At 39.4% G+C, this 18,015-nt stretch carries 13 protein-coding genes and 1 other annotated feature; of the genes, 3 read left to right on the forward strand and 10 right to left on the reverse strand.

Going from position 1 to position 18,015, the window contains the following annotated elements; genetic code table 11:
* Window positions 1-222: 222 nt before the first annotated feature.
* The gene (gene galK / locus BA1DRAFT_RS05945; protein WP_036777036.1) at window positions 223-1,383 is read right to left on the reverse strand and encodes a galactokinase; all 1,161 of its coding nucleotides are present in this window, start codon (window positions 1,381-1,383) and stop codon (window positions 223-225) included.
* Window positions 1,384-1,426: 43 nt separating this feature from the next.
* On the reverse strand, window positions 1,427-2,479 hold the full coding sequence (locus BA1DRAFT_RS05950) for a UDP-glucose--hexose-1-phosphate uridylyltransferase (protein WP_036777039.1): 1,053 nt from the start codon (window positions 2,477-2,479) through the stop codon (window positions 1,427-1,429).
* A gap of 372 nt (window positions 2,480-2,851) precedes the next feature.
* Between BA1DRAFT_RS05950 and BA1DRAFT_RS05955 the strand changes: the two genes are divergently transcribed.
* Complete coding sequence (locus BA1DRAFT_RS05955) at window positions 2,852-4,483, forward strand: sodium/sugar symporter (protein WP_036777042.1); 1,632 nt, start codon at window positions 2,852-2,854, stop codon at window positions 4,481-4,483.
* A 180-nt stretch (window positions 4,484-4,663) separates the two neighbouring features.
* On the opposite strand, the gene mog is transcribed toward BA1DRAFT_RS05955, so the two are convergent.
* From mog to BA1DRAFT_RS05975, 4 genes are all read right to left on the reverse strand, one after another.
* Window positions 4,664-5,239: a molybdopterin adenylyltransferase gene (mog, locus tag BA1DRAFT_RS05960; protein ID WP_036777086.1), complete on the reverse strand. Its 576-nt coding sequence runs from the start codon at window positions 5,237-5,239 to the stop codon at window positions 4,664-4,666.
* A gap of 91 nt (window positions 5,240-5,330) precedes the next feature.
* A complete protein-coding gene (gene tal / locus BA1DRAFT_RS05965) occupies window positions 5,331-6,284 on the reverse strand; it encodes a transaldolase (protein ID WP_036777088.1) in 954 nt (317 codons plus the stop codon).
* A gap of 321 nt (window positions 6,285-6,605) precedes the next feature.
* Entirely contained in the window at window positions 6,606-8,924 is a 2,319-nt protein-coding gene (locus BA1DRAFT_RS05970) for a hypothetical protein (protein WP_036777044.1), read from the reverse strand.
* A 359-nt stretch (window positions 8,925-9,283) separates the two neighbouring features.
* The gene (locus BA1DRAFT_RS05975; protein ID WP_036777045.1) at window positions 9,284-10,495 is read right to left on the reverse strand and encodes an MFS transporter; all 1,212 of its coding nucleotides are present in this window, start codon (window positions 10,493-10,495) and stop codon (window positions 9,284-9,286) included.
* 403 nt (window positions 10,496-10,898) lie between these two features.
* Here BA1DRAFT_RS05975 and yaaA point away from each other — a divergent pair, with 403 nt between their 5' ends.
* Window positions 10,899-11,675 (forward strand): peroxide stress protein YaaA, encoded by a 777-nt coding sequence (gene yaaA / locus BA1DRAFT_RS05980; protein WP_036777047.1) that lies wholly within the window; start codon window positions 10,899-10,901, stop codon window positions 11,673-11,675.
* 56 nt (window positions 11,676-11,731) lie between these two features.
* Here yaaA and thrC read toward each other — a convergent pair whose 3' ends face one another.
* From thrC to thrL, 4 genes are all read right to left on the reverse strand, one after another.
* A complete protein-coding gene (gene thrC, locus BA1DRAFT_RS05985) occupies window positions 11,732-13,024 on the reverse strand; it encodes a threonine synthase (protein WP_036777048.1) in 1,293 nt (430 codons plus the stop codon).
* 3 nt (window positions 13,025-13,027) lie between these two features.
* On the reverse strand, window positions 13,028-13,978 hold the full coding sequence (thrB, locus tag BA1DRAFT_RS05990) for a homoserine kinase (RefSeq protein ID WP_072164769.1): 951 nt from the start codon (window positions 13,976-13,978) through the stop codon (window positions 13,028-13,030).
* Window positions 13,960-16,419: a bifunctional aspartate kinase/homoserine dehydrogenase I gene (thrA, locus tag BA1DRAFT_RS05995; protein ID WP_036777090.1), complete on the reverse strand. Its 2,460-nt coding sequence runs from the start codon at window positions 16,417-16,419 to the stop codon at window positions 13,960-13,962. Before thrA ends, thrB begins: the two co-directional genes overlap by 19 nt.
* 25 nt (window positions 16,420-16,444) lie before the next feature.
* Window positions 16,445-16,564: a sequence feature (Thr leader region), on the reverse strand.
* On the reverse strand, window positions 16,503-16,571 hold the full coding sequence (gene thrL / locus BA1DRAFT_RS24600; RefSeq protein ID WP_146110721.1) for a thr operon leader peptide: 69 nt from the start codon (window positions 16,569-16,571) through the stop codon (window positions 16,503-16,505). It overlaps the preceding feature by 62 nt.
* A 657-nt stretch (window positions 16,572-17,228) precedes the next feature.
* Here thrL and arcA point away from each other — a divergent pair.
* On the forward strand, window positions 17,229-17,945 hold the full coding sequence (gene arcA / locus BA1DRAFT_RS06000) for a two-component system response regulator ArcA (RefSeq protein WP_036777051.1): 717 nt from the start codon (window positions 17,229-17,231) through the stop codon (window positions 17,943-17,945).
* Window positions 17,946-18,015 lie beyond the last annotated feature (70 nt).

The following is an 18,015-nucleotide window of genomic DNA, read 5'->3' on the forward strand; positions in this document are numbered from 1 at the left end:
GATAGCTGTCCCTCCATTAACATATAGTGATGTAACTTTTCTTCAGACAGCTTTGTGTTTAATGATGGGATTGTTAGTATGAAGCACGAGAGTTCCTCGCGTTCTGTATAAGGATTCGACCCCCATATCAAAACCGGTAACTCTCAGCCTTTCAAGGTCCAATGTCAGATCAAGTCACAATTAATACAAATGATTCAAAATAAACATCTACCACCTCATTGCCTACCATGTTTCAACCAAACCTGCACCTTCCGAAGCCTGACACACATAAATAGTCTCTTCCAGACCTGTCAACGCAAAATAGTGTTGCTCTACCGCAGCCTTAACCACATCAACCAGAGTTTGTGGCACTAAAGCCACCACACAACCACCAAACCCACCACCAGTCATTCTCACTCCTCCTTGTTTACCAATGGCTTGCTGCACAATATCAACCAAGGTATCGATTTCAGGCACGGTAATTTCAAAATCATCGCGCATTGACTGATGTGATTGCGCCATAAGTTCCGCGATTAATGGCATATCACTCTCTGCCAACGCTTTTGCTGCCAGAAGTGTACGTTCATTTTCTGTGATTACATGACGTGCACGTCTAGCCACTATGCTATCAAGCTCAACACTCCATTTTTCAAATTCATCTAATGCCACATCCCGCAAAGCCTTAATCCCAAATAATGCCGCTGCTTGTTCGCATTGAGCCCGACGGATATTATATTCACTGCCAACCAATTCCCGTTTTTTATTTGAATTAATAATCATGACTGCAATATCTTTCGGCATAGATACAGCTTGCACGGTTAAATGACGACAATCAATTAATAACGCATGATTTTTCTTACCTTGCGCGGAAATTAATTGATCCATAATGCCACAATGACAACCGACAAATTCATTTTCAGCTTGCTGCCCATTTAATGCAATTTCCGTTTGGCTAATAGCTAAGTGGTAAAGGTTTTTAATTGTTTGACCAATAACTGTTTCCAGTGCCGCCGATGAACTTAATCCCGCCCCTTGTGGCACATTACCTGCTACCACAATATCTGCCCCGTTAAATATATATCCACGACTAAGCAGACACTTTACAACACCGCGAATATAATTGGCCCACATTTTACTTTCGTGAAATGCAATAGATTGGCTAATATCAAATTCGTCTAATTGATTACCATAATCGACCGAAACAACACGGATAATATTATCTTTTCGTTTCGCCGCCGCAACCATAATTTGGTAATTAATAGCACATGGCAATACAAAGCCATCATTATAATCAGTGTGCTCTCCAATCAAATTAACCCGACCTGGCGCTTGAATAATATGTGTCGGCACATAATGAAATACTAAATCAAAAACATCTTTAACGCGATTAATTAGAGTTTTCATCACATTACTCTCAAATATAGTATCAGACACTCGATAATGAGCATTATTGCTCTTTATAATGTATATCGCTCACAGCACGCAAAAGCTGAGCTGCTTGCTCTGCCGTTAAATCACGTTGTGTTTCAGCAAACATTTCATAGCCCACCATAAATTTTCGCACAGTGGCCGATCGCAATAATGGCGGATAGAAAAGCGCATGCAGTTGCCAATGTTCAATATCGGTGCCTTGTTCAAAGAACGGAGCAAAATGCCAGCCCATCGAATAGGGAAAAGAGCTATGAAATAAATTGTCATAACGACTGGTGAGTTTTTTAAGCGCGACCGCCAAATCATCGCGTTGTTCATCCGTTAATTCATTCATACGACGAACACGAATTTTAGGTAACAACATGGTTTCATAGGGCCATACTGCCCAATAAGGCACAACCGCCAACCAATGGATTGTATCGACCACCACCCGTTTACCATCAACTAATTCAGCCTGAACATAATCCATCAATAAATTGGAACCCTGTTCCTGGTAATAAGCACGCAGTTGTTTATCTTTACGCTCAATTTCGTTTGGCAGAAAACTATTCGCCCAAATTTGCCCGTGAGGATGAGGCTGAGAACAGCCCATTGCTTCACCTTTATTTTCAAAAACTTGCACCCAAAGATATTCCTTACCCAGTATTTCAATGTGCTCATTCCAGGTATCAATCAATTGACGAATTTGTTTAACCGGCAATTCTGGCAATGTCTTACTGTGATCGGGAGAAAAACAGATTACGCGACTTAATCCTCTCACCCCCTGTGCTTTAAATAGTGGGTGACATAATGGTGGTACATCAGGTGAATCGGGCATTAAAGCCGAAAAATCATTATTAAAAACAAAGGTTCCTTGATAAGCAGGATTTTTATCACCGGAAATACGTGTATTTGATGGGCAAAGAAAACATTGCTCATCATAGCTCGGGATATTGTCCATCAATGGCTGCTCATCATGCCCATGCCACGGCCGTTTCACCCGATGGGGAGAGACCAAAACCCATTGCCCGGTTAACGGATTATAACGACGATGGGGATGTTCAATAGGATTGAATGCAATTTTGGGCATGGCAGTCTCTTACCTTAATCTATACTTTTCAACACCGGCTGTGGCAATCTTTATTAACACTCAGGCTGGACACAGTTTAACAACGAGCATTAATACTAATCTGAGATACTAATCACGTAAATGTAAACAATTACACAAGAAGCTTAGATATAAACCTAAAAGACAGATTAAGGTGTTCAACTTCGACATATTCTGCAAACATGAGTTAAAGTCACAGTAAATTTACTTAATCTATTAATTAAAACAAATTATTAAGAATTAAGATAAATTACAAATACGATATTTAATAACAATTTTGTGATTCTGATTACATCTCCACCAAATGGTAACGTTTACAATTTAGTATCAAATAAACTAGCCAGGAAAAGAAACATGTCCACTATAGAACACGGTTTAAGCTTGGTAGATATATTGGTATTTATGTTCTATGTCGCCATTATCATCAGTGTGGGGCTCTGGGTATCCAGGGATAAAAAAGGCTCGGACAAAAGCACTGAAGATTACTTCCTGGCAGGTAAATCCTTGCCCTGGTGGACAATAGGCGCCTCACTGATCGCGGCAAACATTTCTGCCGAGCAATTTATTGGCATGTCCGGCTCCGGTTATTCCATTGGTTTAGCAATAGCTTCTTATGAATGGATGGCGGCAATTACATTAATTATCGTAGGTAAATATTTCTTACCTATTTTCATTGAGAAAGGCATTTATACTATTCCCGAATTTGTGGAACAACGGTTTAATAAAAATTTAAAAGCCATTCTAGCGGTGTTTTGGATCTCACTCTATATTTTCGTCAATCTGACCTCTGTGCTTTATTTGGGTGGTTTAGCACTTGAAACCATTCTGAATATTCCATTGATCTATTCCATTATTGGGCTGGCAATTTTTGCCCTGGTTTATTCTATTTACGGCGGCCTCTCGGCTATCGTTTGGACCGATGTTATTCAAGTGTTTTTCCTGATATTAGGGGGATTGCTCACAACATTTATCGCCATCAGCTATATTGGCGGTAGTGACGGTATAATGGCCGGATTTACAAAAATGGTTGATGCAGCGCCAGGACACTTTGAAATGATTTTAGATAAAAGTAATCCTCAATTCATAAACTTGCCTGGTGTTGCTGTACTGATTGGCGGTTTATGGGTTGCTAACCTCTATTATTGGGGCTTCAACCAATACATTATTCAACGTACCCTTGCGGCCAAGTCAGTGCAGGAAGCGCAAAAAGGAATTGTTTTCGCCGCTTTTCTGAAACTTATTCTGCCTTTCTTGGTTGTTGTTCCGGGCATTGCCGCTTACGTGATCACAACATCCCCGGAATTAATGGCAGGTTTAGGCAATCTTGCGTTAAATAATATGCCTGATGCAACGCACTCAGATAAAGCTTATCCGTGGTTAACCCAATTTCTACCTGTAGGTTTTAAAGGTATCGTATTTGCCGCATTAGCAGCCGCTATCGTTTCATCATTAGCGTCAATGCTCAATTCGACCGCCACCATTTTCACTATGGACATTTATAAGGAATATATTGCGCCTGATTCAAGCGATCATAAACTGGTTAATGTTGGCCGTATTTCTGCCATTATTGCCCTGATTATCGCCTGTTTTGTTGCGCCGATGCTTGGCGGTATTAACCAGGCATTCCAATATATTCAGGAATATACCGGCCTTGTCAGCCCCGGTATTTTAGCCGTATTTTTACTTGGCCTGTTCTGGAAAAAAACAACCAGTAAAGGGGCGATAATTGGTGTGGTTTTATCGATACCTTTTGCCTTATTTCTGAAATTTATGCCATTTTCGATGCCATTTATGGATCAAATGCTCTACACATTACTCTTTACGCTGATCGTTATTGCATTCACGAGTTTAAGTACATCAGCTAATGACGATGATCCCAAAGGCATTGTATTAGTTTCATCTATGTTTGCTACCGACCGCAGTTTTAACATTGCGTCTTATGCCATTATGATCATTCTGGCTGTATTATACGTTGTTTTCTGGTAGTCAGTTTCTTTGACAGCCTCTACTAATAGAGGCTGTCACAAAAGGCCGACGTTTCTTATGAAATGGCGAAAATAATCAACATGCCAAATGAATTATAGACTTATAATGTTGAAGTTGCCTTTTTATAGGTAGCGGATAAAAGTTCGATTTTTTTACTCTTTCTACTAGTTAGCCCATTGCTCAGCGCCGAGCACTTTTCGGCCTAAAAGCTGCGACTACCTTATCATCGGTCTCCACATACGGGCCATCCAGCAATTGGATACAATATGGCACACTGGCAAAAATACCGGATACCAGAACTTTGCCGTTTTCGTCTTTCAAGCCTTCCAACGTTTCTGCGATTGCTTTTGGCTGCCCCGGCAAGTTCAAAATCAGCGCCTGTTTGCGGATAACACCCACCTGACGGGATAAAATTGCCGTTGGAACAAATTGCAAACTAATCTGACGCATCTGTTCGCCATAACCCGGCATTTCACGATCTGCAACCGCTAATGTGGCATCAGGCGTCACATCTCGGCGTGCTGGGCCGGTTCCACCGGTTGTTAAAACCAGATGACAGCCGATTTCATCCACCAATTCACACAAGGTTTGTTCAATGATGATCTGCTCATCCGGGATCAGGCGAGTCTCTATCTGAAAAGGGGTGGTAATCGCCCTTTTTAGCCACTCCTCCAATGACGGAATCCCTTTGTCCTGATAAATACCGCTTGATGCACGATCAGAGACGGATACCAAGCCAATGCGCAATTCATTCATATAAACCTCAATTAACACAATTAAACTAAATAGCAAAAAGGCGGCCAATTATGCCGCCTTTAACGCTAAAAGAATAGTTTATAGCCTATCATTACAGCAGATCAGCGATCATCTTTTCAAGTTTGCTCTGATCAATAGCAAATTTACGAATACCATCCGCCAGTTTTTCTGTTGCCATTGCATCCTGATGATGTTCCCAGTAGAACTGAGCTTCACTCAATGGCTCTGGACGCGCTTTCATTTCACCGGTATAGCCCAGTTTACGTTCAACTTCACCCTGAGCTTCGGACAGTTCTTTCAACAGCGCAGGGGCAATAGTCAAACGGTCACAACCCGCCAATTCCAAGATCTCACCGGAATTACGGAAACTTGCTCCCATAACTACAGTGTCATAGCCATGTTGTTTATAGTATTGGTAGATTTCAGTCACAGAAATGACGCCAGGATCTTCGTGTGGAGCGAACTCTTTCTGATCGCTGTTCGCTTTATGCCAGTCAAGAATACGGCCAACGAATGGCGAAATCAGATAAACCCCGGCTTCCGCACAAGCACGCGCCTGAGCAAAGGAGAACAGTAGTGTCAGGTTACAGTTAATTCCCTCTTTTTCTAACTGTTCAGCCGCGCGGATACCCTGCCAGGTTGAAGCCAATTTGATCAGAATCCGATCATTGCTGATACCTGCCTCGTTATACAACTTAATCAGGCGTTTAGCTTTGGCAACACTGCGTTCAGTGTCATAAGACAAACGGGCATCAACTTCTGTCGAAATACGGCCAGGGATCAGTTTGAGAATTTCCAAGCCAATATTTACCGCCAATTTATCACTAGCATCCACAATCTGCTGCCCGCGGGAATCGCTCTGTTCACGCGCCCACGCAATTGCTTCATCAATTAATTTACGGTATTCAGGAATCTGTGCAGCGTTAAGGATCAGAGATGGGTTAGTTGTCGCATCTTGTGGCTGATAAAGTTTCATCGCCGCAATATCCCCAGTATCTGCTACTACTGTTGTCAGTTTACGCAGGGAGGTTAGTTTATCGGTCATTTTGTCATATCTCATCGTTATGCGTGAAATTGTGGCATTGTTATTGAGCCATCCACTGATAATAACACGGTAAGACCTTGCTGCAAGGCGGTAAAAACGATCACTCGCAGTCATTCACTCTGTAACCAACCTTTTCATACCACTTCGCTAATGTTCAATATTGAACCAATAGTTTCCATGTGTGAGACAACGATTATTTTCTTATTTTTATCAATTCTATTTATTAATTTCCTGCAATCAAACTCATCAAATATAATTACCGCTGAATCCGAGTTATTGAGATAATCTAAAAATCTATCATTTGCTAAATAGGAATCAAAATTATGGTCTATATATGTATCCTTTTATTTCAGATAATTTCTTAAGAAAAAAGGTTTTACCACTGCCATTATTTCCTACTAATTGTACAATTCTATGTTTTTCCAATTTTTGCTCTAAAATTGATAATTTAGAAGATAAATTTCTCTTTTTATAATAAACATTGTAGTGTTCAGTTATTCTTTTAATAGATACAGTTTCTGACAAATATCCAAATATGGCAAAATAAAAAATGACTATTCTACTATCTAAGTTTATAGCAGCAGTAATGTTATCTGCTTCAAAACTGGGATATAAAGAATAAAAGATCATTAAACTAGATATTATCAGACCTAATATAGAAGCCAAAGAATTAATTAAATATCGTTGCGATGCTATGGTATATAAACAATGTATTCCAGATAGAATAGTAGCTCGACAAAAACGATTAGCCAGATGACACTGAGGTAACTTTTTAATATAAGAAAAGCGAATTGATAAAGCATGCAACTCTTTATAGTGTTTATTTCTATTATGCCTGTACACAGGATACAATAAATAAACGCTAGTAAACAATATAAATATAGCACCAAACATAACCATAAAATTATCAGAATTAAGGAATAACAATACAGTTCCGACAAATATCGAACCAAACCAGAAAACATCCTTGGCATACATGGTAAATCTATTTATTATTACATTATATTCATGCTTAAATAAGTTGAAGCCTTCCGACCTAAAGTTGCTTTTAATAGAACTATATATATCTTGTCTTGCTTTTTTTCTTATCTTAAGCTCTATTAAGTATGATCCTACAATCAATGAAATCATACCTAATAGAGATATAGATATGATCTTATAGGTCTCACTGTCATATTCATTATATGTAATTCTGCCCAACTCGAATAACGAAAAACTAGCAATGAATAATAGTATAATCCCAATTACAGAGTTATAACTAAAAACATATAGAAACTGAGAGAATTTTGATTTATTAATCTTATAACCTTCACCTAATACAATACTATTATCTGACGTCGATTTTATAGGTTTATTTTTTGTTTCCAATTCAATATTATTAAGTTTATGCGAAAATGATAATATAATATCAATTTCATACTCTGCCTTTATTTTTGAAATTATACTTTCTAAATCAAATAATAAGTTAGAATCCCAACCAGCGCTATTTACATCAAAATAAATATGGCCTCTATAATTATCAATGATAGCCATATATACATTCCTTACCGCAAAAATAAGATTCAATTGCCCTCTTGACAGATCGCCAATGCTTGAACTCAGATCAATATATTTATGAATCTGAAAAATTTCATAACTTAATTTATTTAATATGCTTCTATTGATTAGCTCTTTTGATAAATATATATTCCCCAGAATAGTTTTATCAATAAAACCCTGTGTACCATCTAAATCATAATATTTCTCTGGCTTGCATCGATAATTTTTATATCGCCTAATAATTGACAATTTAGCCAGATAACCATCATAAAATGGCGTTAGTAATCTGACTACACCAAGATATTCACCAACCAAGATTAGAGAATATAAAAGAATTAGCAACTTATCATTATTCTCCATTTCCTTACCAATTAAAATGAGAAATAAAACAGGAATAACTTTTAAAAATGCATTTGAGGCAATATCTACAGATCTCCACAATGAATCAATACGTTTTACTTTTTCTTCAATATTAATAATTCTATTCAAACTTAAAAATTTCCCTCCCTGATACCCAGTTAATAATATAGCAGACAGAGACTCAAAATTATCCCCAATAAATCCGTATCTCCGTTTCCTTATCTTTGCTAGTTGCTTAGAGAGATAGGCTCGCTTTTTAAATAGAAAAAAGGATAATAGTATTAATATAGGATATAAAGATAATAAGCCAACTGTTCCCCCTTCTACATTAATGACCATTAGAATGGAGAGATAAATGAAACAAATTACCTTAGATATCATCAAAACCACACTAGTATCATAGGTGGAATAATTTACAATATCGTGTTCATTCTGCTGAGCATCTTCTTTACCAGTAAAACAACCACCAAATGTTGAGAGAATATAAGCCTGTTTTTTAGTGATGAGAAATAGACTTAGATTATTAATCACACTCAAGACAGGTCTTAATATTACAATTAAGAAAATAATCAGGCCCACCCTATCCGTATCTAAACCACCAGTCAAAGGAAGCGTTATTATATAAATCAATATGAAAAATGAAAAAAAAGAAGATAATAAATTAATTATTACCTCAATAGGAAACAGAATTAAGGTACTATATTGCTTTATTAAATTATTCTTAATTGAAGAAATATTCATTTGCTACCTTATTTTTTAATAGCTAAATTTGGATCTTCTTTGCACCCTGAATTAGTTATAAAAATGATATCAGTTCCTGAAAAATCATTCTTAAAAACTTTATTTTCGTTTACTTGTTTAAGTAAGCTTACTAATTTAGCTCTTTCTCCTTTAAAGGGCGAATATTTAAATTATTTCAATATCGTTAGTCAATGATAATCTGTCAGATATGAGGTAAATATCTCATAAATTAGGCTTTATATACTTATTACTCAAACAACGATTTTTCTGTGTCGTGAATATTAGAAAAAACACCGAGATAAAGAACTCACTGAATTCAGTAACTTGAAACCATTGCCAATCATTTCATACAAAATAAATTACTTCAATGTTATTTTATTCTCAACATCAGCGCTTATTTTCTTTGCAACAAAAACTGAACTCAAAGAGCACATTGCAAAAAAGATAAATAAAATACTACTTCCTAGCAAAGGGATTAACCCTATTATTATAAGACCAAAGGCTGACTGGTAACTTCTTGAAATTGCATCCGAAGACGATATTATTCTCGCAAAATATTTTTCTGGAGTCAGCTCTTGCCCTGATGTATAGAGAGATATCCTTAAAAAAGAGAGTCCGATAAAAATAAGCATAGTTCCTAAAGTATAAAATAACAGGACAATTTTTGATAAAGGTATAGCCCAAAGAATACTCCCAACTGCAATTAACAGAGAACCCAGAAAGAAAGATTTTTTTAATTTACTTATATTAAAATAGTAGCTAGAAAAATAAGATCCAAATAACATTGAAACAGAAGCTAAAAAGGAAAAATAAGCAATTAAATCAGAAAAAGAAAATGAATGTAATCCACTAAATAAAGAGACAATCGTTGTATAGTTAGAAGTCATTATATAGGTTGAAATCACTTGGTATGATACCATTGCAGTTAAAATACTTATCCTAAACAACAATATATTTCTCTGAACATTATTCTTGATAATATATTCTAAACCACCATACTTCATAGAAATATCTTTTCCCTTTATTTTAGCTCCCCAATCTCCGATAAAAAAGAGAAATATAATTGATAAAATAAAACACATTGATTCAACAAGAAATAATGATCGTATTGAAATTATATTTATCAAAAAACCTGCTATCAATGGAGAAGATACAGAGAGCAACCCATAATAGAATTGTTGCTTTGATATAAAAGCAACTCTTTCTTCTGAGCTGACAAATACCTGGTATGCCACTGACCTTATCGATATATTCAAACCTGAAAAAAATGATAGGAGAAAAGATATGAAAAATAATAAATATATATTATTGACAAATACAGCAAGGAATATTGTTATTGCCCGGAAGAAATCCGAATAAATACAAATAGCCCGCATACTAAACCGAGCAGTTAACCCACCAATAACTACAAAAACTAATATACTCGCTGTTAACCTTACAGATACCATTAAAGACGTATCTATCTCGGACTTGGTAATTGAATATACAAGTGAAAGAAGCGCTATTTCACTTATTCCTGCACCAAAGATAGATATTATATCCGAGGATAATAGCTTGTTTTTATTCTCCATATCTTATCCCATTTATATTTTATTTATCCAATCGATTTCATTAATGGTATTTCCCCGATTTCAATTAAATAAGAAGCCGTAATTTTGTACACTTTCTTATTTTTAGTAATAATTACACTATTACAATCCAAGAAAAATAGATCAAATTCACAAAAATTAACATTTTAATAAGCCAAAAAACTTTATTTAAATTTATATATAAAATTAAACCAAAATATAACTTTATAAATTATTTAAATATTTTTAATGTTAATAGCAGTATCGATCAATAAAATGGAATGCAAAATTATCAGCTTGTTACCCTACAGATACCACGCACACAGTTTCCGCTATCGTCGTGATTAATTCTTTATTATCCTATCTTCTGTTAAAGTATCCTCATCTGAACAACCGGGACGATATTATGCTTATTACTATTTCACCTGCAAAAACCCTTGATTATGAAAGCCCGCTTGCCACGGAAGAATATAGCCAACCAGAATTACTCGACCAATCACAGCAGTTAATCAGTATTTGTCGCGAACTGACGCCTGTCCAAATTGCGAGTTTGATGGGTATCAGCGATAAACTTGCCGGCCTGAATGCCGCTCGTTTTGGCGAATGGCATGCTGATTTCACGCCAGAAAATGCCCGTCAGGCTATTCTGGCATTTAAAGGTGATGTTTATACCGGTATGCAGGCTGAATCTTTCTCCAATAAGGATTTTGATTTTGCTCAGAATCATCTGCGTATCCTGTCTGGCCTTTATGGTGTACTCCGTCCGTTAGATCTGATGCAGCCTTACCGGCTGGAAATGGGGATCAAGCTGGAAAATAAACGTGGTAAAGATCTCTACGCTTTCTGGGGAGATTTGATCACGGAAAAGCTCAATGAGGCGCTGGAACAACAAGGTGATAATGTGTTGGTTAATTTGGCTTCCGATGAATATTTCAAATCCGTGAATACGAAAAAGCTAGCCGGTAAAATTATTAAACCCGTATTTCTTGATGAGAAAAACGGTAAATATAAGATCATTAGCTTCTATGCGAAAAAAGCCCGTGGGCTAATGAGCCGGTTTATTATTCAGAATCAGTTAACCCAAACTGACCGTCTGGTGGAGTTTAATCTGGATGGTTACGCCTTTGATGAGTCACTGTCCAAAGGAAATGAACTGGTATTTAAACGCCCTGAACAACATTAAGGCTTTTATTATCAGCCATAAACGCCGCATGATTTGTGCGGCGCCTACTCTCATCGCTATTTAGGCAATCTTTCCATCAGGAAAGTACGTAATTCAGCAAAATTTGCCGGTAAATGATGGGATAATAAGCTTAAATCAGCCCGTTCCGCCAAAGCTTTGGGCAATGGTAATTCCCCACCCAGAATTTGCTCTACGCTCTCTTTAAATTTCGCTGGATGCGCCGTACCGAGAAATAACCCGTATTCACCGTCTTGTAATTGATCACGCAGAATACGATAAGCAACCGCGGCATGAGGTTCAGAGATGTAACCCAGTTTAGCCAGCGCCTTAATCGTCTCTTTAGTCACGTCATCACTGACTACGCCATATCCCAATTCACTTAACGACCAAGATTGACGACGAAATAGCTCTTCAATACGTGGCCAATTGTTTGGCTGGCTCACATCCATTGCGTTGGAAAGCGTGGCAACCGTCTGGTGAGGCAGCCATTTTCCATCCTCTAGATAACGTGGAACCGTATCGTTAACATTAGTGGCAGCGATAAAGCGTTTTACCGGCAATCCCATCGATTTTGCCAATAAACCCGCGGTCAAATCACCAAAATTCCCACTCGGTACAGAGATAACCAGTTGTTCACGTTTATCTTCTGGTAGCTGAGCAACCGCTTCAAAGTAGTAGCAAATTTGTGCTAACAAGCGGCTGATGTTAATTGAGTTGGCTGAATTGAGATACAGAGCTTGTTTCAACTCCTGATCATCAAACGCCTGTTTAACCAACGCTTGGCAATCATCGAAATCGCCATCAATTGCCACCGTGTGAATATTACCGCCCAAGGTACAGAACAGTTTTTCCTGTAACGGGCTGATTTTGCCCTGTGGATAGAGGATCACCACCTGTACATTATTCAAACCATAAAAGGCGTGCGCTACTGCTGCCCCCGTATCGCCGGAAGTCGCCGTCAGGATGGTTACTGGCTGCTCACCAGCAACTTGTGCCAACATTTGCGCCATAAAACGGCCGCCAAAATCCTTAAATGCCAGAGTTGGGCCGTGGAATAATTCCAACGTTGCAACATCATTTTCTACTTTGGCAACAGGCGCCGGAAAAGTAAAAGCATGCTGAACTCGTGTCGCCAGTTGTTCTGGCGGAATTTCTTCGCCAATAAACGCTGAAAGAATGCAACCGCTGCGAGTAACAAAATCCAGTTTCAATAGTTGGTCAATTTCTTCCCGACTAAATTCCGGTAAATCTTGCGGGAAGAAAAGCCCTTGCTGTTTGCCTAATCCCTGTTTGACTGCCTGTGCAAAATTTACCTGCTCGCTGTTGTCTTTTAAGTTATACAGTTTCATCAGTTACCCTATCTGTCGTGCGCCTGCGAGATCCAGACGGCAAATGTGTACAAAACCTTCATCATTCTGAACATAATGCTGTTGCAGCCATTTAGCCATTTCTTCTGCGGTCGCCATATCATTACAAATGGAGAACAAGGTCGGCCCAGAACCAGAAATACCACACGCCAATGCTCCTATCCGTTTCGCGGTTTCACGAGCCTTAGCAAAACCCGGCAGTAGTTGAGTACGATATGGTTCAGCCACCACATCTTTCATCAATTTGGCTGCCAGATCGGGTTGCCGTGTATGACAAGCATGAATAAAGCCAGCAAGAAAACGGCCATGATCGATAACATCCTGCTTCGAATATTCCACAGGTAAAATCGCTCTGGCTTCTGCGGTAGAAACTTTAATGCCCGGATAAGCCATCACCCATAACCACTCATCAAACGAAGGTACTGGCTGACAGATGATATCCTCCTGTTCCATAATCAGTTGTAAACCGCCGAGATAACATGGAGCGACATTATCATAGTGAATACTGCCGGAAATACGCCCTTCCAGTTCCCCCATCATTGCCAGTAATTGGCTTTCACTAAACGGAAGACCTGCAAATTCATTCAGCGCCATCAAGCCAGCAACAACAGAACAAGCGCTAGAGCCAAGACCAGAGCCAATTGGCATATTTTTTTCCAGCGTCATCGCCACAGGTAATTGTTTACCCAAATGCTGACAGAATAATTGCCAGCATTGATAAACGATGTTGTGCTCCAGTTGTTCAGGTAACTTCTCCACAAACAGCCCTTCATTACGCAAACTAAAGCTCTCCGCTGCCCGGACAGTAACGCAATCACCTAATAAATTACCATCAACCGGAGAGACCGCCGCTCCCAACACATCAAACCCAACACTGACATTGCCAATAGATGCAGGCGCATAAACTTTAATCACAATTAAACTCCCTGTTTCCAGGACAAAGTACGCAGCATATCTGCGAACACACCTGCGGCAGTAACATCATTACCCGCCCCGTATCCCCGCAGTACCAGCGGTATTGGCTGATAGTAACGCGTGTAGAATGCCAACGCATTTTCGCCATTTTTGACTTTATAAAGCGGATCATTGCCATCTACTGCGGCAATTTTCACCTTACAACGGCCATCTTCAATTATGCCAACATAGCGCAGCACTTTTCCCTGCCCTTTGGCTTCTGCCACACGCTGGCTGAAAACCTGATCAAGAGAGGGTAAACGCTCAAGGAAAGTATCCACGCTGCCACCGTTATCAAAGGAAGCTGGCAGTACAGGCTCCACATCAATATCATCCAGTTCAAGTTCATAACCTGATTCACGAGCGAGGATCAACAACTTACGAGCAACATCCATACCGGACAGATCATCACGCGGATCAGGTTCGGTATAACCCTTCTCTTTCGCCAACAACGTCGCCTGAGATAGTGACATTCCTTCATCCAGCATACCGAAAATAAAAGAGAGAGAGCCGGAAAGAATGCCATTGAACTGAACCAGTTCATCACCCGCATTAAGCAGGTTTTGTAAATTTTCAATAACTGGCAGGCCGGCCCCGACGTTAGTGTCATACAGGAATTTGCGTTTAGATTTCTCTGCTGCCTTACGAATCTGGTGATAATAAGCCATCGACGATGTATTGGCTTTTTTATTCGGCGTGACCACATTGAAGCCATCACTCAGAAAACTGGCGTATTGATCGGCAATTTGTTGATTAGAGGTACAATCCACTATCACCGGGTTCAGCAAATGGTACTCTTTCTCCAAACGGATCAGACGACTCAAACTAAAAGGTTCTGTGGCCTCTGATAAACATTGCTGCCAATTATCAAGGCAAATGCCTCTCATGTCCGTCAGCATCGCCCGTGAATTAGCAATACCACATACCCTTAAATCGATGTGCTTTTGTTTCAACCAGGTTTGTTGACGACGGATCTGCTCAATTAAAACACTGCCTACACCACCAACGCCGACAACAAAAACTTCGATCACCTGATCGGTATTAAATAACATCTGATGGCACAAACGAACGGCTGTCGTTGCCACTTCATTATCGATAACCGCAGAGATAGAACGTTCAGATGACCCCTGTGCGATAGCAACGATATTGATATTACCGCGCGCCAATGCCGAGAAGAAACGGGCAGAGATGCCACGCAAGGTACGCATACCATCGCCAACAACCGAGATAATGGAAAGATTTTCCATCACATCCAAAGGATCAAGTACGCCCTCTTTCAGTTCAAGATAGAATTCTTCACTCAGCGCCTGACGCGCACGTTCCAATTCACGTTGAGGCACACAGAAGCTGATACTGTATTCTGAAGATGATTGAGTAATCAGCACAACAGAGATCCCTTTGCGAGACATGACAGCAAATACCCTTGCCGCCATACCCACCATCCCTTTCATGCCAGGGCCTGATACGTTAATCATCGCCATACTGCTCAGGTTAGTAATCCCTTTTACCGGCGTACTTTCATCTTTCTGCCCGTCACCGATAAGTGTTCCCGGCGCATCTGGATTAGCAGTATTCTTAATCAAACAGGGGATCTGAAATTGAGCAATCGGGGCAATAGTCCGTGGATGCAACACTTTGGCGCCAAAATAAGAGAGTTCCATCGCCTCTTGATAGGACATGCCTTTTAGTAGCCGCGCATCCGGCACAATTCTGGGATCACAGGTATAAACACCATCCACATCAGTCCAGATTTCACAACATTTAGCCCGCAAACAAGCCGCCAAAACCGCGGCGGAATAGTCAGAACCGTTACGCCCTAGGACAACCAGCTCCCCTTTCTCATTCCCGGCCGTAAATCCAGCCATCAGGATAATATGGTCATCAGGAATATTCAGAGAAGAGATGCGCTTGGTAGATTCGTTGATATCTACCGTAGATTCAAGGTAATGACCTTGTGCCAGCAGATTTTTCACCGGATCAATCACCGTGACTTTATGACCACGCGCCTGCAATACAGACTCCATGATGGCAATAGAGAGTTTTTCACCACGACAAATCAGGGAAGCGTTAATACTGTCCGGGCATTGACCCAGTAACGAAATACCATGCAGAACCTGTTTCAATTGCGCAAGTTCTTGCTCAACCATCATTTTTAACCGTTCATAAGCAAAACCGGGTTGCGCCTGTGCCAATCCCTGTAATAAATCAGCAAAGATCTGCTCAGCATCATGCATATGGGTAATGATCTCTTGTCCGGAGACTGTTTTTTCAATCATCGCCACTAAATGATTGGTAATTTTTGCCGGTGCGGAAAGCACCAATGCAACTCCTCCCTGAGAAAGTTTTTTTTCTGCAATATCGGCAACGCTCAGCACACGTTGGTAATTAGCGACCGAAGTTCCGCCAAATTTAAGCACTCGCATTAACATTTTTCTCCTGATTCCGCGCCAAAAAAAAGCCCGCATCTGATTTGGATGCGGGCTTTTTTCTCTGTTTTATATATGCGTCAGCCCGCCCCGTAACCTGTGGTTCCGGTGGTGATAATAATTGTGGTTTTCAGGCTGATAGTTTGCATAAGTTCCTGTCTGTCATTTAATGGGTTCGACCCTATATTGGTTAAATGAATCTGTGCACAAAGTCAAACATTTTCTCTAAACAATCTTATTTTTTCGATATTTTTAGTACTGGAATAATTCATCTCATGGTCATCAAGACAAACAAATATTTCTTGTTGAAGCCAATTTTTTAGTTGTTAAATCCATTTTTAACAAAATTAACAATATATTTTATCTTTTCGTAAAAATCAGCTATTTTTGTTCACTGCCAAACTCAAAAGAGATTATTTTCCGTACAAAACCACTCTGTGCGTTAACAGAAATTTGTCATTTGCATGACAGAATACAAGGTATAAAATAACCAATATAAATAATATTAACGTGCTACAATCAATTTTGATGTACGTCAATAAAAGGTAGTTTTTTTAGATGGTAAATGCATTGCAAGCTGTTATATTGCTGTTAATGGACTAACATAACACTGTTTAACCAGTTTTTTGGGTATATACCCACCAAAGGAAAAGCAACTTTTACTTTCAGTGTAAAACATATCAATAAATGTTATTACTGATTTAAGCTATAATTTCAGTGATGACAAATAATAACCAGTAAATATCCTGAGATAAGAGTAGTTTGAATCATTCTGATTTATTTTTAAGCGATTCTAGGTAGCAACCATGCAAACCCCGCACATTTTGATTGTTGAAGACGAAATTGTCACTCGCAATACCCTAAAAAGCATTTTCGAAGCTGAAGGGTACATAGTTTATGAAGCCACTGATGGTTCAGAGATGCACCACATTCTGTCAAACAATGACATTAACTTGGTGATTATGGACATTAACCTTCCAGGCAAAAATGGCTTGTTACTTGCCCGCGAACTGCGTGAGCAAGCAAATGTCGCCCTGATGTTCCTGACCGGCCGTGATAATGAAGTAGACAAAATCCTTGGCTTGGAAATTGGTGCTGATGATTACATCACCAAACCATTTAATCCGCGTGAATTAACTATTCGCGCCCGCAACCTGCTTTCTCGTACCATGAATCTAAGTAATGTCAGCGAGGAACGTCGCCAGGTTGAGAGTTATAAATTCAATGGTTGGGAATTAGATATCAATAGCCGTTCTCTGATCAGCCCGGCGGGAGAGCAGTATAAATTGCCACGTAGCGAGTTCCGCGCCATGCTTCATTTCTGTGAAAATCCAGGCAAAATCCAAACACGCGCAGATTTACTGAGAAAAATGACAGGTCGTGAATTGAAACCTCATGACCGTACCGTTGATGTAACGATTCGTCGCATCCGTAAACATTTCGAATCAACGCCAGATACGATGGAAATTATCGCCACCATTCACGGTGAAGGCTATCGTTTCTGTGGTGATTTGGAAGCATAACTTGAACTGTCAGTGTCAGTAAGCCTCTAAAAATGACAGGATGGGACATCCCTGTGGGACCCCATCCTGC

It is taken from the genome of Photorhabdus aegyptia, assembly GCF_000612035.1.
In the GTDB taxonomy this organism is placed as follows: Bacteria; Pseudomonadota; Gammaproteobacteria; order Enterobacterales; family Enterobacteriaceae; genus Photorhabdus; species Photorhabdus akhurstii.

Bases quoted from the DNA above. Each gene is read 5' to 3' on its own strand.
- galK (WP_036777036.1), bottom strand. From the start codon at position 1,383: ATGAAAACTCTAATTAATCGCGTTAAAGATGTTTTTGATTTAGTATTT.
- BA1DRAFT_RS05950 (WP_036777039.1), bottom strand. From the start codon at position 2,479: ATGCCCAAAATTGCATTCAATCCTATTGAACATCCCCATCGTCGTTAT.
- BA1DRAFT_RS05955 (WP_036777042.1), top strand. From the start codon at position 2,852: ATGTCCACTATAGAACACGGTTTAAGCTTGGTAGATATATTGGTATTT.
- mog (WP_036777086.1), bottom strand. From the start codon at position 5,239: ATGAATGAATTGCGCATTGGCTTGGTATCCGTCTCTGATCGTGCATCA.
- tal (WP_036777088.1), bottom strand. From the start codon at position 6,284: ATGACCGATAAACTAACCTCCCTGCGTAAACTGACAACAGTAGTAGCA.
- BA1DRAFT_RS05970 (WP_036777044.1), bottom strand. From the start codon at position 8,924: ATGAATATTTCTTCAATTAAGAATAATTTAATAAAGCAATATAGTACC.
- BA1DRAFT_RS05975 (WP_036777045.1), bottom strand. From the start codon at position 10,495: ATGGAGAATAAAAACAAGCTATTATCCTCGGATATAATATCTATCTTT.
- yaaA (WP_036777047.1), top strand. From the start codon at position 10,899: ATGCTTATTACTATTTCACCTGCAAAAACCCTTGATTATGAAAGCCCG.
- thrC (WP_036777048.1), bottom strand. From the start codon at position 13,024: ATGAAACTGTATAACTTAAAAGACAACAGCGAGCAGGTAAATTTTGCA.
- thrA (WP_036777090.1), bottom strand. From the start codon at position 16,419: ATGCGAGTGCTTAAATTTGGCGGAACTTCGGTCGCTAATTACCAACGT.
- arcA (WP_036777051.1), top strand. From the start codon at position 17,229: ATGCAAACCCCGCACATTTTGATTGTTGAAGACGAAATTGTCACTCGC.